The sequence below is a fragment of the Streptomyces sp. NPDC043176 genome (assembly GCF_056436715.1).
In genome coordinates this window covers 246,855-267,322 of the sequence record NZ_JBWKCA010000004.1, presented here as the reverse complement: position 1 = coordinate 267,322, position 20,468 = coordinate 246,855, and the positions used below count along the sequence as shown (strand labels likewise).

Genomic DNA, 20,468 nt, shown 5'->3' with positions numbered 1-20,468 from the left:
CGGTCTCGTCACGACCCGCAGCGGCGCGAGGAGACGACACATCCTCCGCCACTCTTAACGTATAGCGCACCGGGGGGCTTGCGGCAAGACCCCCGTGAGGCCGCACAATCTCTCCTCGTAGCCACGACCTGCGGAAACGGGAGACATGCACCTGCAGACCACCAGCGCCTTCGACCTGCCCGACAGCCTCGCTGCCAAGGCCGACCCGGCACTGATCGCCGGAGACGAGAAGCACTTCGCGGCCATCGAGGCCGCCCTGGAGCAGGCCGTCGCCGAACTGTCCGAGCGCCTCGACGCCGAGCGCAGGGCGCCCGGCGGAGCCGGGCAGGCGGCGATGGAGCGGGACCTGGAGATCCACCGGCTGACCGGCCGCCTGCGCGCACTGCGCCGCTTCGGGCTCGACCTGTGCCTCGGGCACGTCGTCGGCGCGGACGGCGAGCACCTCTACATCGGGCGCCTCGGCCTCACCGACAGCGAGGGACGGCGGCTGCTCGTCGACTGGCGTTCCCCCGCCGCCGAACCGTTCTTCGCGGCCACCCACGCCCACCCCATGGGTCTGCGGAGCCGCCGCAGGTACCGGTGGACCCGCGGCCGGATCGCCGACTACTGGGACGAGGTGTTCACCGCCGACGGCCTCGAACGACACGCCGCCCTGGACGACCAGTCCGCCTTCATCGCCGGCCTCGGCGGCCACCGGTCCGCCCGGATGCGCGATGTGCTCGCCACCATCCAGTCCGACCAGGACGCCGTCATCCGCGCGGGATCCCGCGGCGCGCTCGTCGTCGACGGCGGTCCCGGCACCGGCAAGACGGTCGTCGCCCTGCACCGCTCGGCCTACCTCCTGTACGCCGACCCGCGCCTCGGACACCGCCGCGGCGGAGTGCTCTTCGTCGGTCCCCACCAGCCCTACCTGAACTACGTCGCCGACGTCCTCCCCAGCCTCGGCGAGGAGGGCGTGCAGACCTGCACCGTGCGCGACCTCGTCGCCGAGGGGGCGCGGGCGTCGGTCGAGACCGACCCGGAGGTGGCCCGCCTGAAGTCCACCGTCGCCATGGTCGGGGCGATCGAGACGGCCGTACGGTTCTACGAGGAGCCCCCCACCGAGGGCATGACGGTCACCACGGCCTGGTCCGACGTGTGGCTGAGCGCCGACGACTGGGCCGAGGCGTTCCGGTCGGTCGAGCCCGGCACTCCGCACAACGAGGCCCGCGACCAGATCCTGGAGGAGCTGCTCGCGATCCTCACGGACAAGAACGACGCGGACGTCCCGCCCGAGCTGTTCCGCAAGTCCCTGCTCCTCGACCGGGAGCTGACCGGGACCCTCGACCGGGCCTGGCCGCTGCTCGAAGCGGCCGACCTCGTCGGCGACCTGTGGACCGTCCCCGCCTATCTGCGGCTGTGCGCCCCCTGGCTCGGCCCCGACGAGGTGCGCAGGCTGCGGCGCGCGGACCCCCGGGCCTGGACGGTGTCCGACCTGCCGCTCCTCGACGCGGCCCGGCAGCGGCTCGGCGACCCGGAGGCGTCGGCGCGCAAGCGCCGCCACCGGGCCTCCGTCGACGCCGAGCGCGCCCGCATGGCCGACGTCATCGACAACGTGCTCGCGGCCGACGACGACGGCGAGGGCGCCGTCACCATGCTGCGCGGACAGGACCTGAAGGACAGCCTGGTCGACGACGCCGCGCTGCCCGTCGCCGACCCGGAACCCCTCGCCGGCCCCTTCGCGCACATCGTCGTCGACGAGGCCCAGGAACTGACCGACGCCGAGTGGCAGATGCTGCTCCTGCGCTGCCCCTCCCGCAGCTTCACCGTCGTCGGAGACCGGGCCCAGACCCGGCACGGGTTCACGGAGTCGTGGCGGGAACGGCTGGAGCGCAACGGCTTCGACCGGATCGACGTGGCCTCCCTGAGCATCAACTACCGCACGCCGGAGGAGGTCATGAACGAGGCGGAGCCGGTCATCCGGGCCGCGATCCCCGACGCCAACGTGCCGACCTCCGTCCGCGGCAGCGGACTCCCCGTCGTCCGCGGATCCGTCTCCGAGCTGGACGCGATCCTCGACACCTGGCTGGCCGAGAACGCCGAGGGTGTCGCCTGCGTCATCGGCCATCCCGCCTTCCGCGAGACGTCCCGCGTCCGCTCCCTGACCCCGTCGCTCTCCAAGGGCCTCGAATTCGACCTCGTCGTCCTCGTCGACCCGGACGCCTTCGGCGACGGCGTCGAAGGAGCCGTCGACCGTTACGTCGCCATGACCCGCGCGACCCGGCAACTCGTCGTCCTCACCGGCTCCTGACACCGAAGGTCCCCGAACCCGGCTCCACCGCCCGCCGAGGCTTCCGGAAGGCGGCGGAGCCGTGCCACGGGGGACGCATCACCGTGCCATGGGTCAGGCCCCGCCATGCCACGGGTGACGCATCACCGTGCCACAGGTCAGACGCACCGCCGTGCCACAGGTCACGCACCGCCGTGCCACCGGACGGGCGGCACGACGCCGCCCGTCCGGTGGCTCCGGCGGGAATCAGGCCGCGTGCACCGCGTCCGGGGCGCTCCGCGCGATGATCGCGGCCGTGTCGACGCCCGGCGGCAGGGTGCCGAAGGCAAGGCCGCGGTCACCGTCGAGCCGCGAGGCGCAGAAGGCGTCGGCGACCGCCGGGTGGCCGTGGCGCACCAGCAGGGAGCCCTGGAGGACGAGGGCGAGCCGTTCGACGAGCCGCCGGGCCCCGTACGCCGCCGAGGCCTCGTCGCCCAGGCCTGCGAGCTCCTTGCGGAGGCCGGCGACGGCCGTGTCCAGGCGCCGGTCGGCGCCCGCGCCGCGGTCGACCTCCGCGAAGTAGGCCTCGACGGCCTGCGGCTGACGGGCCATGGCCCGCAGGACGTCCAGGGCGGCGACGTTGCCCGAGCCCTCCCAGATCGAGGGCAGCGGGGACTCGCGATAGAGCCTCGGCAGCCCCGAGTCCTCGACGTACCCGTTGCCGCCCAGGCATTCCAGGGCCTCGGCCGCGTGCGCGGGTGCCCGCTTGCAGACCCAGTACTTGGTGACCGCGAGGCCGAGCCGGCGCAGCTCCTCCTCCTCCGCGTCGCCGCGTGCCGCCCGGTCGACGGCCCCGGCGAGCCGCAGGGCCGCGACCGTCGCCGCCTCGGCCTCGACCGCCAGGTCGGCCAGGACGTTGCGCATCAGCGGCTGGTCGACCAGGCGCGCCCCGAACGCCTCGCGGTGCGTGGCGTGGTGCACGGCCTGGACGAGCCCGAGGCGCATGCCCGAGGCGGAGCTGATCGCGCAGTCGAGCCGCGTCATGTTGACCATCCGGATGATGGTGGCCACCCCGCGCCCCTCCTCGCCGACCAGCCGGCCGAGGGCGCCCTCGTACTCGATCTCGGAGGAGGCGTTCGACCGGTTGCCCAGCTTGTCCTTGAGCCGCTGGAGCCGGATCGCGTTGCGGCTGCCGTCCGGCAGGACCCGCGGCACCAGGAAGCAGGACAGGCCGCCGGGCGCCTGGGCGAGGGTGAGGAAGACGTCCGACATCGGCGCCGAGGTGAACCACTTGTGCCCGGTCAGCGCGTACAGGCCGGGCTCGCCCGTCGGAACCGCCCGCGTGGTGTTGGCCCGGACGTCCGATCCGCCCTGCTTCTCGGTCATCGACATCCCGGCGATGATCCCGCGCTTCTGCGTCGGCACCCGCAGCCCGAAGTCGTACGCGGAGGAGGTCAGCAGCGGCTCGTACACCTCGGCGAGTTCGGGCTGGGCGCGCAGCGCGGGCACCGCCGCGTACGTCATGGAGACGGGACACAGGTGGCCCGCGTCGGCCTGTCCCCACACGAACACCTTCGCCGCGCGCGCCACGTGCGCCCCGGGCCGGTCGTCGCGCCAGGGCGCGCCGTGCAGGCCGCTGCGGACGGCGACGTCCATCAGGTCGTGCCAGTGGGGGTGGAACTCGACCTCGTCGATCCGGTGCCCGTACCGGTCGTGGGTGTGCAGGACGGGGGAGTGGCGCTCGGCCAGCCGCCCCCACTCCTGGGCCTCCTCGCCGCCGGCCCGGCGTCCGAGGTCGCGGACCTCGGCCTCGGCCCATCCGGCGCCCTCCCGGCGCAGCGCCTCCAGGAGCGCGGGGTCGGCGGACACGTCGTAACCGGTCAGCGGCGGTACCTGGTTGGTGACCTCATGCGTGGTCGGCATCGGGAACTCCCAGAGCTCGCAGGGTGAAAGTGACGAGTGCGGGTACGGTGTCGGGCCCGACGGCCCCCTCCGCCAGCGGTCCGACGAGTGCCTCGGCGCCCGCCCCCACCAGGGCGGACGCGGTCAGGGCCGGGTCCTGCGGCGGCAGCTCGCCCGTGCGCACGCCTTCCGCGACGCGGGCGGCGAACACGTCGCGGAAGGCGCGCCGGAAGACGAGCCGTTCTGCGTCGACCGCCGGATCGACGGGCTCGGCCAGCAGCGCGTACGCGAGGCGCGGCGACTTCAGGGCCCGCTGCGCGAAGGTCTCGATGACGGCGACCACCCGCTCGGCCGCCGCTCGGTGCCCGGGGTTCCCGGCCGCCTCGGAGACGGCCGCGACCTCCCGGCGCACCACGGTGCGGAACAGCTCGACGGCGAGGTCGGCCTTGCTCGGGAAGTGCCGGTAGACGCTTCCCGTCGCGATCCCCGCCCGCGCCGCGACCGCCGCCATCGTGCATCCCGCGTACCCCTGCTCGGCCAGCAGCCCGAGCGCGGCCTCGACGACGGAGGCGCGCTGGGCGTCGAGCCGGGCTTGGACGGCGGGGGTGCGTCGGTAGGGCATGGAAGGAGTGAAGCAGTGATTCACTCCTTCATCAAGAGATCGCGTCGGTGTCCGCCGGACGTCGGACACCGGACACCGGACGTCATGGGCTGTTGCGGCGCTTGTAAGACCTCGACCGTCGTGAGCCGCGCCGGCGCTCACCGGACGTCGAACGCCGCACACCCCCACGGGTGGGGGCATGCGGCGCGGACGGTAGGGGAGGGCGGTGTCAGCCGGTGAAGACCTCGGTGAGGGACCAGACGGCAAGTGCGGCCATGCAGACGCCGCCGATGCGCTGGACGGTCTTGAGCGGTACGCGCTTGGCGATGAAGCGGCCGGCCACGAGGGCGAGGGCGGAGACGCTCACGAGGGCGGCGAGGGAGCCGACGGCCGTCGACCAGGTGCCGTTCGTGGCGGCGAGGTTGGCGGTGGTGATCTGGGTCAGGTCGCCCCACTCGCTGATGAAGACGGCCATGAAGGCGGTGGAGAAGACGGGCCAGAAGCCGGTGACCGTCCGGCCGCCCGCGTCGGCGTCCTCGTCGTCGGCCCCGCCGCGCAGCAGCATGAAGGCGCCGAAGCCGAACATCAGGGCCGAGACGAGCTTCACGGACCAGCCGGGGAGCAGCCCCAGCAGGCTGCCGGCGCCCACGGCGATGGCGACGTGCGCCAGGAAGGCGGTGGAGGTGCCGATCCACACGTACAGCGGACGCATGCGCGTGCCCATGGCGAGCGACGCGAACATCGTCTTGTCGGGAAGCTCGGCGAGGAAGATCAGCCCGAAGGCGGTGAGGATCGCCAAGGGGTCGAGGTGCATACCGGGGCTCTCTGCTCGGTCCGGGCCCATGGACTTCGCACGGCGCCTCGGGCGACGGGAGGACCACTCGGCCCGGCATGACGGACCGCGCCCACGGGTACGCGGACGCGGCTGTTGCCTGGCCGAAGGTCTCGCCCGTCCGCGTGTCGCACGCGGACCCGGTCACCGGGAGCCCGGGGGCTCCAGTGTGTCGACGACCGGTTCGCGGGGCTACTCCCCTTCGCTGCCACCCAGTGTAACGGACCGGGCCGCGAGGGCCCGCCCCCCTTCCCGGACGTCCAGGCGGTACAGAAGGGAGTAGACACTGTCTACTCGATCTTGGTAGACAGTGTCCATGGACGACGAAACAGGTACGAACCGAGAGCCGGAGACGGCCGACACCGAGGACGGGCTGCGCGGGCGGCTCGTCCGCGTGGGCGTCGAGCTGGTGAACACCGAAGGGGCCCAGGCCCTGTCGCTGCGCGAGATCGCCCGACGCGCCGGCGTCTCCCACGGGGCGCCCCGCCGCCACTTCCCGACCCACCTCGACCTCCTGTCGGCCATCGCCCGCCAGGGCTTCGCCGAACTCGCGGCCCGCGTCACCGCCGAGGACCGGGAGACCGCCGAGCCGCGCGCACGGATCGGGGCCCTCGCCCGCGTGTACCTCGACTACGCCGCGACCCGGCGCGGGATGTACGAACTGATGTTCCGGCACGACCTCCTGGAGAGCGGCCGGCTGGGGCTGCGCGAGACGAGCCTGCCGCTCTTCGCCCACCTCACCGGGCTCGTCGCCCGCGTCCGGCCCGGCGTCGACGCCGCCGTCGTCGCCGGCGCGCTCTGGGCCAACCTGCACGGCATCGCCCAGCTCTGGCACTGGGGCAGCCTCCGGCTCGCCACCGGCGGCGACGACCCGGCGCCCTTCGTCGAGGCCGCCCTCGACGCCCACCTCGGGCCCTCGGAGCCGACGCCGTGACCCGGCCGCGGACCCCGGTCCTCACCTGCAGCATCGTCGGCGCCGTCGTCGTCGCCCTCGACGGGACCGTCCTCACGGTCGCCCAACCCGCCCTCCAGCGCGACCTGCACGCCGACGTCGGCCAGGTCCAGTGGACCAGCACCGGCTACCTCGTGGCCGTCGCGAGCCTGCTGGTCTTCGCGGGCCGCCTCGGCGACCGGTACGGCCACCGCCGGGTCTTCGCCCTCGGCGCCCTCGGCTTCGCCGCCGCGTCGGCCGGCATCGCCCTGGCACCCGGGATCGGCGCGGTGATCCTGCTGCGCGTCCTCCAGGGCGTGTGCGGCGCGTTCCTCCAGCCCGCCACCCTCGGCATGCTGCGCACCGCCTTCCCGCCCGAGCGGCTCGCGACCCCCATCGCCGTGCGCACCGCCGCCATCGGGCTCGCCGCCGCGGCCGGGCCGCTCGTCGGCGGCGCACTCGTCTCCGCGTACGGCTGGCGCTCCGTCTTCCTGCTCGGCGTCCCCCCTACCCTCGCGATCGGCCTCATCGCCCTGACGACCCGCGAACCGCACCCCGTGCCGCCCCCGACCCCCGGCACACCGCGGCTCCCGCATCCTGAGCGGCCGCGCACCGGCCGCACCGCGGACGGCCTCTCCGCGCTCGACCCGGTGGGCGCGCTGCTGCTCGCCGCGGCCCTGGGGCTGCTCGTCCACGGGCTCGTGGAGGCGGCCCGCCCCGGCGGAGCCGGGACCGCCGCGCTCGCCTGCCTGGCGAGCGGCGCGGCGGGCGTCGCCTTCGCGCGGCACGAACGGCGGACCGCGCGGCCGCTCCTCGCGCCCGAACTCCTCGGGAGCGGGCCCGTCGTCGCCGGTCTCGGCGTGCTCCTCGCCGCCTCGGCGGCCCTCTTCGGATCCCTCTTCGTGGCGACGTACTTCCTCCAGGACGTGCAGCGGCTCGACCCCCTCCACTGCGCGCTGCGCGTGCTGCCCCTCGCCGTCCTCATGGTGCTCGGCGCCCCCCTCTGCCCCGCGCTCAAGCGCCGCTTCGGACCCCGGCGCACCGCGACCGCGGGCGCGGCGCTGCTCACGCTGGGGGTCATGCTGCTCTCCCGGCTGGACGAGACCGCGGGCGCCGGCGCCGTCGGATGCGCCTCCGCCCTCCTCGGGGCCGGGTTCGTCACGCTGATGGTCACCGCGACCTCCGTCGTCGTCCACCACGCACCGGAGGCCCACGCCGGAGTCGCGGGCGGCCTCCAGCAGACCGTGATGAACGTCGGACCGGCGCTCGGCGTCGCCACCGCGACCCTGCTCCTCGCGCTGGTTCCGCAGGGCGGATTCGTCCCGGCCCGGGGGATCGCCCTTCCGGCCCTGGCGGCGATCGCGGCCCTCGCCCTTCCCGCCGCGCTCGCCCTGCCGGGCGCCGGGCGCCGGGAGGAGCCCGGGACACGCCCGGGGGCGGAGTCACCCGGGCCGGGGGAACGGACCTGCGTACGATCATGAGATGCCCGCTGCTGGTCACCGGCGCCCCCTCGGCGCGGCGGCGCGCACCCAGTTCCATCTCGGTCGCGCCCTGCCCTTCCTGATCCTGCTCCTGGCCGCCGTCGCCGACCTCTTCACCCCCGACAGGGAGCGCTTCGAACGCCTGCTCGTCGCCGCGCCCGCGCTCGCCGCCGTCACCTGGAGCGTGCGCGGGACGGTCGGCATCGGACTGCTCGCCATGGCGGCGCGCGGGCTGCTCAGCCTCAGCCGGGACGAGGCCGTCGTCCCCGAACTGCTCGCCAGCGAGGTCGTGCTCGCCGCCGTCACCGCCGCCGCGGCCTGGGTCAGCCACGTCCGCATGCGCTACGAACGGGATCTGCGCGAGGTCACCGCCGTGGCGGAGGTCGTGCAGCGGGTCGTCCTGCGTCCGCTCCCGGAGCGCCTCGGCCGCTTCGAGCTGCACCTGCTGTACCTGGCGGCCGCGGCCAAGGCCAGGATCGGCGGCGACTTCTACGAGGCCGTACGCGTTCCGGGCGCCGTCCGGGTCATGCTCGGCGACGTCCAGGGCAAGGGCCTCAGCGCCGTGGAGACCGCCTCCGTCCTGCTCGGAGCCTTCCGCGCCACCGTCAACGACGCCCCGGACCTGGCCACCCTCGCCGACCGCCTCGACGAGGGCCTCGCCCGCTACGGGGGCTGGGACCCGGACTCCGACGCCGCCGAGCGTTTCGCCACCGTCGTCCTCGTGGAACTCCCCGACGACCGCGACGTCGCCCTGCTCCTCAGCTGCGGCCACCCCGCCCCACTGCTCCAGCACGGGACCGCGGTCGAGCCGGTCGCCTTCGCCGACCCCTCCGTCCCCGTCAACCTCGCGGGCCTCGCCGAGCACCACCACCGGATCGAGGAGGTCCCGTTCGGCCCGGGGGACCGCCTGCTCCTCTACACCGACGGCGTGAGCGAGACCCGGGACCGGACCGGCACCTTCTACCCGCTGGAGACGCGCATGCGCGGCTGGGTGCGGGAACCGGCCACCGCACTGCCCGAACTCCTGCACCGCGATCTCGCCGCCTACGGCACCGACGGCCTCGACGACGACGTGGCCGCCGTGCTCGTCGTCCGCGCGCCGGAGCCCGGCTGACCGTCTCCACACCTCCGGGTGCCCGCAAACATCGAGTTCTGGGCGGCTTGTGTCGCTCGCGTCCGGTTCCGTGATCTGTGCGCTGTTCGTGCGCTCTGGTCGCTCTGTGTCCGATGAGTGAGGCTTGCGGGCGTCCGCATGGCCTTCAGCTGGCCGGTCTTCCTCTGGGCGTACACTGTCCTGGCACGCAAGGGCTACCACGTCGTCGCCTACACGCCCCGCGGGCTCGGCCACGCCGGGCTCCCCTCCACCCTTCCTCTCCCACACCTGGCACGAGAGCCTCTTCCCGGTCAACCAGGTCCTGACGGCCTTCCAGGGCCTGGAGGTCCCCAAGCGCCTCAACCTCTGGATCGGCGACCACGCCGCGCCCGAGGGCGCGGGCCTCGTCGGCACGCGGCCCGGCCAGGTCAACCGGCCGCTCGCGGAGGCGTACGCCTGGCTCGACCACCACCTCAAGGGCGAGGCGAACGGGGTGGCCGAGTGGGACGAGGTCTGCAGCGAGGTGATGTTCACCTACGTGACGGAGCCGGTCCTGGGTCCCGGGACGGGCGAACCGACCGGGGAGAACCGCGTCGTCGAGCCCGCGGTCCGCGAGAGCCGCGCCGACTGGGGAGGGGTCACCACCCGCGTCGAGACGTTCGCCCTCACCGGGGACGGGGCGGGCGGCGCCGACGGAGCGCTCGTCCCCGGCGGCGGGGTGACGCCTCCCGAGGGCGTCGGCTGGCGACGCTCGTTCGTCGCGGGCGTGGACACCGAGGCCACCGCCACGGACCTGCCGCTCATGACCACCGGTCAGGCGGAGTGCGCCGGCAACCCCAAGATCGACCGTCGGCACTCCGTGGCATGGACCACCCCTCCGCTCGCCGCCCCCGACGGGGACGGCCCGGTCGGTCGCCGGGTCCGGGGCATCCCGCGCCTGCGTCTGACGGTCCGCTCGACCACCACGTCGGCGTGCCTCGTCGCCCACCTCCTGGACGTGGCCGAGGACGAGACCGCGCGGATCGTCACCCACGAACCGCTGAACGTGTACGACCTGACGCCCGAACAGGACACCACCGTGACCTGGGAGCTCCAGGCGGCCGCGTACGACATCCCCGCCGGTCACCGGCTGATGCTGGTCGTCGACAGCAAGGACCCGCTGTACGGAGACGCCTCCGTCACGTGGACGCAGACCGCCGTGGGCTCGCCCGAGGACGGGCCGTCGTTCCTGGAACTGCCCCTGGGCTGAGCCCGCAGGGCCGTACGAAGGGCGGGGCGCGCACCGGGCAGGGTGCGCGCCCCGCCCGCCTGTCACGCCACCGGCGGCAGCTCCAGGTGCTCCCGCAGCGTCGTCCCCGTGTACGCGGTCCGGTACACGCCCCGCTCCTGGAGTTCGGGCACGAGGAGGTCGACGATGTCGTCGAGTCCGTCCGGGACCAGGTACGGCGAGATGTTGAAGCCGTCGAGGGCGCCGTGCCGGGCGAACCGGGCGAACGTGTCGGCGAGTCCGGCCGGGGTCCCGACGTGCCCGCGCTGCGGACCGAGCTCGATGACGGTCTCGCGCAGCGACCAGCCGTTGGCCCCGGCCTTCGCCCGCCATTCGGCCACCACGGCCCGCGGGTCCTCCACCCACCGGGTGCCGAACCTGCCGGTGTCCCCGGCGACCGCCGGGTCCTCGGCGGGCAGCGGCCCGTCGGCGTCCCGGTCCGACAGGTCGATGCCCCACAGCCGGCTCGCGAGGCCGAGGGCCACCGCGGGCGTGACCTGTTCGAGGCGCACCCACCGGGCCTTCTCCTCCGCCTCCTTCTCGGTCGCCCCGATGACGATCTCCGTGCCCGGCAGGATGCGCAGCGCGTCCTCGGGCCGCCCCGCCGCCCGCAGCCGGCCGCGGACGTCCTCGGCGAAGGCCAGGGCGTCGTCGAAGTCCGTGCCGTGCGCCGAGAAGATCACGTCCGCGTGGCGCGCCGCGAAGTCCCTGCCCTCGCCCGAGTCACCCGCCTGGAAGATCACCGGGTGGCCCTGGGCGCTGCGCGGCAGGGTCGGAGCCAGGTCGACGTCGACGTGTGCTCCCCGTGACCGTACGCGTCTCACCGCGCCCGGCACCGACCACGAGCGGGCGTCCGCGGACTCCGCCACGGCGCCGTCGGCCCAGCCGTCCCACACGGCGCGCGCGACGCCCAGGAACTCCTCCGCGCGCCGGTAGCGGTCGGCGTGGTCGAGGTAGCCGCCGCGCCGGAAGTTCTCCCCGGTCCAGGCGTTGTGGGTGGTCACTACGTTCCAGCCGGCCCTGCCGCCGGAGAGCAGATCGAGCCCGGCCAGCCGCCGCGCGAGGTCGCCCGGCTCGTTGTAGGTGGTGTTGGAGGTGGAGACGAGCCCGATCCGCTCGGTCGCGGCCGCCAGGGCCGACAGCTGGGTGATCGAGTCGGGGCGGCCCGCCACGTCCAGCTCGTGGATGCCGCCGCCCCCGGACTCGCGCAGCCGCAGCCCGTCCCCGAGGAAGAAGGCGTCGAAGAGCCCGCGTTCGGCGGTTCGCGCGACCCGCAGGAAGGACGCCGGATCGATCTGGGAACCACTGGAGGGATCCGACCAGATCGTCCAGTGGTTGACCCCCTGGAAGAAGACCCCGAAGTGCAGCCGGGCGTCGGGGCGGGGGACGTCGTCGCGATCGGCGCGGGTCATCGGGTCTCCTCCGGGGCGAGTGCGGCGGCGCCGTCGGTCGTGAAGCGGCTGAGGGGCCGGGGGAGGCCCAGAGAGGCGCGCAGGGTCGTGCCCGGCAGCGGCCTGGCCGCGAGCCGCCGGACGAACAGTTCGGGCAGGACCAGCCGGGAGAGCACCGCCAGGTCCTCGTCGAGGACGAGCGGATGGAGCCGTACGCCGTCGACGTGACCGGCGAGCTCCGCCAGGAGCGACACCAGGCCGTCGGCCGGACCGGAGTAGCGCAGCCGGTCCGGGTGTTCGACCCACGGGGCGGAGCGCTCCAGGCCGGCGATCCGCTCCCGTGCGGTCTCGCGCGGAGTGTCCAGAGCCACCTCGATCTCGGCGAAGGCGAGCGGCGCGCCGGAGGACGCCGCCGCCTCGCGCACCTCGGCCGGGCCGGCACCGCCGACCAGGGCCACATCGCTCAGCCCGGGCGGGACGAGCCCCCGGCGGGCCAGCACCACGGGGCGTCCCTGCGGCGGCCGGGGCACGATCGACGGGCCCTTCACGGAGTACGTCTCGCCGGCGAAGTCGACGGCGTGGAGCCGGGACCGGTCCAGGTAGCGGCTGGTGGCCACCGACCGGATCACCGCGTCGTCCTCCCACGAGTCCCACAGATCCCGCACGACCCGCAGCCCGTCGTGGGTCTCACGGGTCAGCGCGCTCGTCCCTTCGACGGCGGGGCGGCCCCAGGCGCGGGCGGCGCGGGAATCCGCCTCGACCCCCACCACCCACCCGGCACGGCCGGCCGAGACGTGGTCGAGCGAGGCGAGCTGCGAGGAGACGTGGAACGGCTCCGCGTACGTCGTCGCGAGGACCGGAGCCACGCCGAGGACGCTCGTCGAAGCGGCCACGAACGCGGCCCGTTCCACGGAGCCGATCCGGCCCGCGGGACCGTCGTCGTCGCCGGAAGCCGGCGGCAGGATCGAGTCGTCCAGGGTGACCAGGGTGAAGCCGGCGTTCTCGGCGACGGCCGCGACCCGGGCGAGCCGCCGAGGGTTCAGCAGATCGGCGGGGGCGTGCGCGGCACGGCGCCACGCGGCCGGATGAGCGCCCTCGCCGTCGATCTCGACGGCCAGGCGCAGGGCGGGGCGGGGCATGGAGGTCCTTCCGGAAGTCGGGGGCGCGCGACGGCACGACAGCGGTGCGGGGCACGGCTGTGCGCGGCCGGTCGGCGGGACGTCACGGGACGCGCGGACCCACGCGGAGCGGGGTCAGGCGCGAGGGGAAGGACAGATGGCCGAGGCGGTACGGCAGAAGTCGACGTGACGACGGCAGACCAGGCCGGTGGCGGCCCGGGCGGGGGTGTGCGGCGACACGGCGACCACTGCGAGCACGTGCGCCTCCCCCCGGTGGTGGACCCGTCCGGGCACGGACGGCGACTCCTCACCATAGGCAGGCCGCCTTCCGAACTGTCAAGGTCCTCCCGGCCGTCGGACACCCTGTCGGCGTGCCCCGAGGTCGGGACGTCAGGAGGCGCGGACGCGGGGCGAGTTGAACGCCCGTCCGGAAGGACGAGGGGCCGTCCGGTCCGTCCGTCCGACCGGGGCGGGGAGCGCGCCGGGCGTCGCGGGACAGGCCCGATCGGAGGGACACCCCGCGGGGCCGGATCCCGACTCAGACTCCGGTCTGATCCGATGTGGCCCCGTGGGCGGACGCGCGGGCCCGTCCGCCCCGCCTACCGTGCCCGCATGACCCGAAGCTCCCGGGCGGCCGCGGCCGCCGTTCTCGCCTGCTCGCTCGCTTTATCCGCCGGGGCCGCCACCGCGGCCACCGCCCCCGACACCACGGCCCCCACGGCGGCCGCGCCGTCGGCCCGGGCCGTCGTCCTCCCGGCGCCCACCGGTCCGTACGCCGTCGGCAGCACGGTCCTGCCGCTGGTCGACCGGTCCCGCACCGACCCGTGGGTACCCACCGCCGACGGGCGGGCGCTCATGGTCACGCTCCACTACCCGGCCGCGCGCTCCGGCGGCGGCAGGCCGGCTCCGTACGCGACCAGGGAGGAGGCACGCCTGCTGGCCGAGCAGCTCGGGCCGGGCGTCGACGGCGACGTGCTCGCCCGGACGCGCACCCACAGCAGGTCCGACGCGCGCCCGGCTCCCGGACGGCGCCCGCTGGTCCTGCTCTCGCCGGGCTTCGGCGTCTCGCGCTGGACGCTCACCCATCTCGCCGAGGACCTCGCCTCCCGCGGCTACGTCGTCGCCTCCGTCGACCACGCCTACGAGTCCTTCGGAATCAGCCTCCCCGGCGGCCGGACCCTCACCTGCGTCGCCTGCACGGCCCTCGACGAGGGCGGGGTGCACGGAAGCGTCGTGACCACGACCCGCGCCGCCGACATGCGGTACGTCCTGGACCGGCTCACCGGCCCGAGGCCCGCCTGGCGTCACGCCGACGTGATCGACGCGAGCCGCGTCGGCATGGCCGGCCACTCCATCGGCGGGGCGAGCGCGGCCACCGCGATGGTCGCCGACCCGCGCGTCGACGCAGGCGTCAACATGGACGGCGCGTTCTGGGAGGACCTTCCGGCGGAGGGCCTGCGGGGCCGTCCGTTCATGATGCTCGGCACCCACGACGAGACGCACGTGCCCGGCGGGACCGACACCACCTGGGACCGGACGTGGCCGGCGCTCGACGGTTGGAAGCGCTGGGTCACGGTGGCCGGATCGGAGCACTTCACCTTCTCGGACGGGCCCGTGATCTCCCGTCACTTCGGCCTGCCCCAGGCCCCGCTGCCCACCGACCGCGCCGTCGCCGTGACCCGGACCTACGTGGCAGCCTTCTTCGACCGGCACCTGCGCGGACTCCCGCGCCCCGTCCTCGACGGCCCGTCGCCGGAGAACCCGGAGGTCCACTTCCAGCACCGCTGACCGTCGGACGCGGGTGCGCGGGGCGTCCCCGGTGCGCGAGGGCGGCACCGGGGACGCCCACGGGACACGGAGACGGCGGGCGTACGGCCCGTACCCCGGGAGAGGGAACGGGCCCGGTGCCGATGAGCGGGTACGCGCGGTCTCAGGAGCGGTACGGTCCCGGACCGGAGGAGCGGGTACGCGCCCGGTCTCAGGAACGGTAGGGAGTGTTCGCTTCCGCCCAGTCCGCCAGCGCCCGCGCGCACTCGGCCACCGACTCGCGCCAGCTGCGGGCGGCGCCGTCGCCGGCCTCGTCGCTGACGTGCTTCACGATGCGCAGCGGCACTCCGGCGAGCGCGGCGGCCGTGGCCAGCGCGTACCCCTCCATGTCCACCAGCGCCGCCCGCTCCGCCAGCCGCACGCGGGCGGCCTCGTCCGCGATGAACGCGTCCCCGGTGGCGAGCACCACGTCGCCGCCGTCCGGCAGCGTCAGGGGCGCGCCGTACGTCTCGCCGGTCAGGGTGGCGAGCAGCTCACCGTCGAGGTCGTGCTGCACCACGGTGCCGACGACGTGCGTCCCGGTCCAGCCCGTCCGCAGCGCCCCGGCCGTGCCCAGGTTCACGATGCCGTCGGGCCGGGGCCCCCGGCCCAGTACGGTCGCGAGGGCGGTCGCCGCGTTCACCTTGCCCATGCCGGTCAGCAGCACCGGCAGATCCGTGTCGAGGAACTGCGCCTCCTCCTTGACCGCGACGACGAGCAGCGGACGGTCGGCCGTGATCTCTCCCAAAAGTTCCATGGACGCCACGCTAGTTCGCCCGTCCGGCTTTCGTACAACCGGGCGTGGGCGGTGACCGGGCGCCACGCACGCGCGTACCACCTTCAGACGGGCAACAGGCGGCCGATCAGCGCGCCGAGCTGCCGGGCGTTGCGGCAGGGGCGCATCTCGACGAGTCCGGCGTAGGCGGGGGCCACCGAGTCGCCCGTGCCCCACAGCGAGGGCTGCTCGGGGTTGAGCCAGTGGACCCGCCGGGCACGGTCGGCGACGAGGCGGAGCGCCGCGAGGTTGGGGTCGGCGCCGTTGGTTCGGGCGTCGCCGAGAACGAACACCACGGTGCGGGGGCCGACGGCCTCCGCGTACCGCTCGGCGAACTCGCCGAGCGACGTGCCGTAGTCGCTCTGCCCGTGCCAGCCCGTCAGCCGGGCCTCGGCGAGGATCCGCTCCCCGAGCGCCGCGGGGTCCGTCGAACCCCGGGCGATCAGGTCCGTCACCTCGTCCACCCGGTTGACGAACGCGAAGACCCGGACCCGGCTGAACTGGTCGTGCAAGGCCTGCACCAGCAACATCGTGAACTGGGCGAAGCCCGCCACCGACCCCGAGACGTCGCACAGCAGGACCAGCTCGGGACGCCGGGGACGGCGGCGCCGCAGCACGGGCCGCACCGGAACGCCGCCGGTCGACAGCGAGCCGCGCAGCGTCCGCCGCAGATCGATCTCGCCGCGCGCGGCACGGCGCCGCCGTGCCGCGAGCCGGGTGGCCAGCTTCCGCGCGAGCGGCCCCACCGTACGGCGCAACTCGTCCAGCTGCTCCCGCCCGGCCAGCAGGAAGTCCACGCGGTCCGCCGTGCCCGCGACCGCCCGCCGCGCGACCCGGTCGCGGCCCTGCCGCTCGGCGACGCGCCGCCGCGCCTCGGTCCGCACCCGCTCCCGGAAGGCCTCGATGCGGCGCCGGATCTCGTCGTCGACCAGCCGGTCGGTGAACTCGGGGTCCTCCGCGCCGTGAGGCGCCCGCAGCCGGTCGCGGACCCGGGCGAGCAGCGTCTCGGGACGCAGTCGGGAGAGGGTCTGGTACGAGGACCAGCCGTCCGACTCCGGACCGGAGCCGAAGCCCCCGAAACCGCCCACCGCCTCGGCCGCGAGCCGGTCGAGGGCGGCGCCGTCACCGGTGGCCAGGGCCTCGGCGAGCCGGTCCCGCAGCGCCACGAGATCCGCCGGGGTCCCCGCGTACGCCTCGGCCTTCCCCGGGGCGCCACCGCCGAGCGGGAAGTACAGGTCGAAGACCCGGTCGAACACCGGGCGCTGCGGCGCGCCGTGCAGCAGCGTCGCCGCCAGCGCCTCGCGGACCCGCTCCCGGTCCGTGAAGCCGACCGCCTCGAGCGCCCGTCCCGCGTCGACCGTCTCGCCGGTGCCGATCCCGAATCCGTGCGCGCGCAGCGCGGCGACGAGTCCGGCCAGGCGTTCCGCCGTCGCCCCGGCGGGGGTCGCCGTGCTCACACCGCGTCCAGGTCGAGCTTGGCCGCCGCCTTCACGATGTCCTCCTGGTGCTTCAGGAGGACCCCCAGGGTCTCCCGTACGACCCGCTCGTCCAGCCGTTCGGCGCCCAGCGCGAGCAGCGTGCGGGCCCAGTCGATGGTCTCCGACACCGACGGGGCCTTCCGCAGGTCCATCTCCCGCAGCGCGCCGACGACCCGCACGACGGACGCGGCGAGCGCGGTGTCCAGACCGGGCACCTTGAGGCCGACGATCCTGCGCTCCAGCTCCTCCTCGGGGAAGCCGATGTGGAGGAAGAGGCAGCGCCGTCGCAGCGCCTCGGACAGCTCGCGGCTCGCGTTCGAGGTGAGGACGGTGAACGGCCGCCGCGTCGCCGTGATCGTGCCGAGTTCCGGGACCGTCACCTGGAAGTCGCCGAGTACTTCGAGGAGCAGTCCCTCCACCTCGACGTCGGCCTTGTCGGTCTCGTCGATGAGGAGCACCGTCGGCTCCTCGGAGCGGATCGCGGTGAGCAGGGGGCGGGGGAGCAGGAACTCCTCGCCGAAGATGTCCGTCCGCGTCTCGTCCCAGGACTCGCCGCGGCCCGCCGTGATCCGCAGCAGTTGCTTGGCGTGGTTCCACTCGTAGAGCGCGCGGGACTCGTCGACGCCCTCGTAGCACTGCAGCCGCACCAGACGGGCGCCCGTCACCGCGGTCACGGCCTTGGCGAGCTCCGTCTTGCCGACCCCGGCGGGGCCCTCGACGAGCAGGGGCTTGCCGAGCCGGTCGGCGAGGAAGACGGTGGTGGCGACGGCCGGCGACGCCAGATAGCCGGTGGTGGCGAGCCGTTCGGCGACGTCGTCGACAGAGGCGAAGAATCCGGTCGTCGTGGCGGTGGTCATGGCTGTCCCCCCGGGGAGCGGAATGGCGTACTGGCCAGTAGCATCAGTCGTACTTGATCAGATCGGGCACCGCCGCACAACCGTCCGGCGCCGGCTCCGTGCCGTGCGCGGGGCGCCACCCGCTGGTGCAATGGGGGGACCGGGTTCGCCGTCCGGGGGACCGGGCGGGCGGTGGAGGTGTCGTGGCGGAACAGGACGAGGCCCTCCTGACCGGGGTGCGTGCCCTGGAGCAGGCGATCGGCGAGATCGGCTCGACCCTCGACGAGACGACCACCTGCCGCGAACTCGCCTCCTTCCTCGCCCGCCACCTGGACGCCACCTCCGTCACGGTCGACCTCCTCGCCCGACCCGGAGGTCCGCTCCGCCGCGCCGCGGCCACCTCGCCCGCCGGCGAGGGGCCGGCCGTCGCGGCGGGCGGCACGGGGACGGCCGCCGGACCGGACGGCGACGGGCCGGGCGGGACGGGAACAACCACCGGATCGGACGGCGCCGGGCCGGGCTCCGGGACCGCCCACGCCGCCGTGGGTTCCCGGGCCGGGGCGGGTGCGGTCGCCGCCGGCGGCTCCGGGGCCGCGGGTGACGGCCTCGCCCTGCCGCTCGCCGTCCACGACGAGGAGCCGATCGGGACGGTCACCGTCACGAGGGCGGGCGGCGCCCCGTTCACCGCCGGTGAGGTGGCGCTGCTCCGCCACACCACCCGGCTCGCCGCCCGCCACCTCGGGCACGCGCGCCGGCTCGCCGCCACGGAGGACACCGCGCTGCACCTCCAGCGCGCCCTCGTCGCGGAACCGGGCCGGCCGCACCCCAACCTGGAGATCGCCGGCGGCTACCTCCCCGCCGGGCACCGGACCCTGGTGGGCGGTGACTGGTTCGAGACCGTACGGCTCCACTTCGGAAGGAGCCTGCTCGTCGTCGGCGACGTGATGGGCCACGGCCTCGCCGCGGCCGTGGACATGAACGCCTACCGCACGGCCCTCCGCGAGGTCGCCGCGACGGACCTGCCGCCGCACCGGGTGCTGCGGCACCTGGACTCGGTGGTCGCCGAGGACGACGCCCGCCGCCCGGCCACGTGCCTCCTGGTCCGGGTGGACCCGGCCCGCGGCAGCGCGACCTTCGCGAGCGCGGGGCACCTGCCGCCCGTCGTCTTCGCCGCCGACGGCTCCGCGGAGCTCGTCGACCTCCCGGTGGGCCCGCCGCTCGGCACCGGGGTCGGCGGATACGAACCCGCCACGCGGCCCCTCGTCCCGGGCGACACCCTGCTGGTCTTCACCGACGGTCTCGTCGAGCGGCGTGACGAGGACATCGACGTCTCCCTCGCCCGTCTCGCCGCCCTCCGGCTGCCGGCCGGGTCCGGCCCCCGCGAGGTCGTGGACGAGGTCCTCCGGCGTCTCGGCGCGCACGGGGCGGAGGACGACGTGGCGGTCCTCGCGGCCCGCGTCCGCGCACGCCCCACATCGTGACAGAAAGTCACTCCTTCCCCACGAATCGCGGTGACGCAGGGTCACACCGCCCTCGTCGGGGACCTGTTTCGCCCCTCGGCGGGATTGTTCTCGCAGGACGCTTGTGCACGGCCCCGGCGCCCGGCACGCTCCTCGTATGAACACGGCCCGGCATGCCAGTGAACGTCTGATGAGCTGGTCTTCGCTGACCCCCGGCCGCGCCCATTGCGGCGCCGAGCTCGGACTGGGCACCGCGACGGAGGAAATCGTCCACTTCCACGGTGAGCACGAGGCCGACGTCCATCTCACCCGCGCCATGGTCGCCAAACTCCGCCCGGCCCTCCTGGGGTCGAGCGCGGTGCGCCTGCGCGCGGGATCGGGGTGGGTGACGGTCCGTCTGGACATGGGATCCGACATCGACCTGCTCGCCACCCTGGTGAGCGCGGCCCTCCAGGCCAACGGCGTTCCCGACGTCGCCCCGGACGGCTGCACCCGCACCCTCCCGGTCCTCGGCGCGCGCTGACCTCGTCGCCCAGGCGCCGGCGGAGGGCGCCCGCGAACCCCGGGTTCGTAGGCCCGCCACCGGAGGCGCCCGCCGACGGCGGTGGGGTACGCAAACCCACGCGACCCGGGCTACGTACGCCCACGCGACCCGGGCTATGTACGCCCACGCGACCCGGGCTACGTACGCCCACGCGGCCCGGGGGCGGGCGCCCGCAAGGCCGGAGGACCTGTTCGCGGTCCTACGACGGGACCGGGAAGAGCATGCACGTGCTCGTCGCGTGGGCGAGGAGCCGGTCCTCGGCGTCGTACAACCCCGCCTCCGCGAGCGCGGTCCGGCGGCCCTGGGAGATCACCGTGCCGATGGCGCGGATCTTGCCGGTGTCCATCGTGACGGGGCGGAGAAAGCGGGTCGACAGGTCGAGCGAGGTGTACGCCGTGCCCCGCGGGAGCGTGGTGTGGACCGCGCAGCCCGCGGCCGAGTCGAGCAGCGTCGCGTACACCCCGCCGTGCACGCTGCCGATCGGGTTGTAGTGCTCCTCGCCGGGTTCGAGCGCGAACACCGCGCGGCCGGGCCCGACCTCCTCCAGGGTGAAGCCGAGAAGCGCGGCGATCGGCGGCCCGGGGAGCCGGCCCGCGATCATCTCCCGCAGGAAGTCGATGCCCGCCATCGACATCGCGGCGCGCGCGGTGGCCCCGGCGTCCTCCCACTCGACCGTTCGTGACCGCCCCATCACCACTCCGCTCC

Annotated in this window: 18 protein-coding genes; 8 read left to right on the top strand and 10 right to left on the bottom strand. The window is 74.8% G+C overall.

Going from position 1 to position 20,468, the window contains the following annotated elements; translation table 11 throughout:
* Window positions 1-145 precede the first annotated feature (145 nt).
* On the top strand, window positions 146-2,290 hold the full coding sequence (gene helR / locus AC067A_RS08445) for an RNA polymerase recycling motor ATPase HelR (RefSeq protein WP_478616287.1): 2,145 nt from the start codon (window positions 146-148) through the stop codon (window positions 2,288-2,290).
* Between the two features lie 225 nt (window positions 2,291-2,515).
* On the opposite strand, the gene AC067A_RS08440 is transcribed toward helR, so the two are convergent.
* The 3 genes from AC067A_RS08440 to AC067A_RS08430 all read right to left on the bottom strand — a co-directional run bounded on the left by AC067A_RS08440 (window position 2,516) and on the right by AC067A_RS08430 (window position 5,565).
* On the bottom strand, window positions 2,516-4,171 hold the full coding sequence (locus AC067A_RS08440) for an acyl-CoA dehydrogenase family protein (RefSeq protein ID WP_478616284.1): 1,656 nt from the start codon (window positions 4,169-4,171) through the stop codon (window positions 2,516-2,518).
* Window positions 4,155-4,772, bottom strand: coding sequence for a TetR family transcriptional regulator (locus tag AC067A_RS08435; RefSeq protein WP_478616282.1), 618 nt, complete (start codon window positions 4,770-4,772; stop codon window positions 4,155-4,157). Before AC067A_RS08435 ends, AC067A_RS08440 begins: the two co-directional genes overlap by 17 nt.
* A gap of 208 nt (window positions 4,773-4,980) precedes the next feature.
* A complete protein-coding gene (locus AC067A_RS08430; RefSeq protein WP_478616280.1) occupies window positions 4,981-5,565 on the bottom strand; it encodes a TMEM165/GDT1 family protein in 585 nt (194 codons plus the stop codon).
* Between the two features lie 334 nt (window positions 5,566-5,899).
* Here AC067A_RS08430 and AC067A_RS08425 point away from each other — a divergent pair, with 334 nt between their 5' ends.
* The 4 genes from AC067A_RS08425 (at window position 5,900) to AC067A_RS08410 (ending at window position 10,337) form a co-directional block, all read left to right on the top strand.
* Complete coding sequence (locus AC067A_RS08425; protein ID WP_478616277.1) at window positions 5,900-6,517, top strand: TetR/AcrR family transcriptional regulator; 618 nt, start codon at window positions 5,900-5,902, stop codon at window positions 6,515-6,517.
* Window positions 6,514-7,995 carry an MFS transporter gene (locus tag AC067A_RS08420; RefSeq protein ID WP_478616275.1) on the top strand — a complete coding sequence of 494 codons (1,482 nt, stop codon included), beginning with the start codon at window positions 6,514-6,516 and terminating at the stop codon, window positions 7,993-7,995. The genes AC067A_RS08425 and AC067A_RS08420 overlap by 4 nt, the downstream gene beginning before the upstream one ends.
* 1 nt (window position 7,996) lies before the next feature.
* Window positions 7,997-9,109 (top strand): PP2C family protein-serine/threonine phosphatase, encoded by a 1,113-nt coding sequence (locus tag AC067A_RS08415; protein ID WP_478616272.1) that lies wholly within the window; start codon window positions 7,997-7,999, stop codon window positions 9,107-9,109.
* Between the two features lie 124 nt (window positions 9,110-9,233).
* Entirely contained in the window at window positions 9,234-10,337 is a 1,104-nt protein-coding gene (locus AC067A_RS08410; protein ID WP_478616269.1) for a CocE/NonD family hydrolase C-terminal non-catalytic domain-containing protein, read from the top strand.
* 62 nt (window positions 10,338-10,399) lie between these two features.
* On the opposite strand, the gene AC067A_RS08405 is transcribed toward AC067A_RS08410, so the two are convergent.
* The 3 genes from AC067A_RS08405 to AC067A_RS08395 form a co-directional block, all read right to left on the bottom strand.
* Complete coding sequence (locus AC067A_RS08405; RefSeq protein ID WP_478616266.1) at window positions 10,400-11,767, bottom strand: NtaA/DmoA family FMN-dependent monooxygenase; 1,368 nt, start codon at window positions 11,765-11,767, stop codon at window positions 10,400-10,402.
* Complete coding sequence (locus tag AC067A_RS08400; RefSeq protein ID WP_478616264.1) at window positions 11,764-12,885, bottom strand: LLM class flavin-dependent oxidoreductase; 1,122 nt, start codon at window positions 12,883-12,885, stop codon at window positions 11,764-11,766. The genes AC067A_RS08405 and AC067A_RS08400 overlap by 4 nt, the downstream gene beginning before the upstream one ends.
* 114 nt (window positions 12,886-12,999) lie before the next feature.
* On the bottom strand, window positions 13,000-13,122 hold the full coding sequence (locus tag AC067A_RS08395; protein WP_478616261.1) for a putative leader peptide: 123 nt from the start codon (window positions 13,120-13,122) through the stop codon (window positions 13,000-13,002).
* A 354-nt stretch (window positions 13,123-13,476) separates the two neighbouring features.
* On the opposite strand from AC067A_RS08395, the gene AC067A_RS08390 reads away from it, so the two are divergent.
* Window positions 13,477-14,652, top strand: a complete 1,176-nt coding sequence (locus AC067A_RS08390) for an alpha/beta hydrolase family protein (RefSeq protein ID WP_478616258.1) — start codon at window positions 13,477-13,479, stop codon at window positions 14,650-14,652.
* Window positions 14,653-14,842: 190 nt separating this feature from the next.
* On the opposite strand, the gene AC067A_RS08385 is transcribed toward AC067A_RS08390, so the two are convergent.
* The 3 genes from AC067A_RS08385 to AC067A_RS08375 all read right to left on the bottom strand — a co-directional run bounded on the left by AC067A_RS08385 (window position 14,843) and on the right by AC067A_RS08375 (window position 17,780).
* The gene (locus AC067A_RS08385) at window positions 14,843-15,427 is read right to left on the bottom strand and encodes a nucleosidase (RefSeq protein ID WP_478616255.1); all 585 of its coding nucleotides are present in this window, start codon (window positions 15,425-15,427) and stop codon (window positions 14,843-14,845) included.
* 83 nt (window positions 15,428-15,510) lie between these two features.
* Window positions 15,511-16,902, bottom strand: a complete 1,392-nt coding sequence (locus AC067A_RS08380) for a VWA domain-containing protein (RefSeq protein ID WP_478616253.1) — start codon at window positions 16,900-16,902, stop codon at window positions 15,511-15,513.
* Window positions 16,899-17,780: an AAA family ATPase gene (locus AC067A_RS08375; RefSeq protein ID WP_478616250.1), complete on the bottom strand. Its 882-nt coding sequence runs from the start codon at window positions 17,778-17,780 to the stop codon at window positions 16,899-16,901. Before AC067A_RS08375 ends, AC067A_RS08380 begins: the two co-directional genes overlap by 4 nt.
* A 182-nt stretch (window positions 17,781-17,962) precedes the next feature.
* On the opposite strand from AC067A_RS08375, the gene AC067A_RS08370 reads away from it, so the two are divergent.
* Window positions 17,963-19,240 (top strand): PP2C family protein-serine/threonine phosphatase, encoded by a 1,278-nt coding sequence (locus tag AC067A_RS08370; protein WP_478616248.1) that lies wholly within the window; start codon window positions 17,963-17,965, stop codon window positions 19,238-19,240.
* A 169-nt stretch (window positions 19,241-19,409) separates the two neighbouring features.
* Window positions 19,410-19,742 carry a luciferase domain-containing protein gene (locus AC067A_RS08365; protein ID WP_478616246.1) on the top strand — a complete coding sequence of 111 codons (333 nt, stop codon included), beginning with the start codon at window positions 19,410-19,412 and terminating at the stop codon, window positions 19,740-19,742.
* A 220-nt stretch (window positions 19,743-19,962) separates the two neighbouring features.
* On the opposite strand, the gene AC067A_RS08360 is transcribed toward AC067A_RS08365, so the two are convergent.
* Window positions 19,963-20,454: a PaaI family thioesterase gene (locus tag AC067A_RS08360; protein WP_478616243.1), complete on the bottom strand. Its 492-nt coding sequence runs from the start codon at window positions 20,452-20,454 to the stop codon at window positions 19,963-19,965.
* Between the last annotated feature and the right edge of the window lie 14 nt (window positions 20,455-20,468).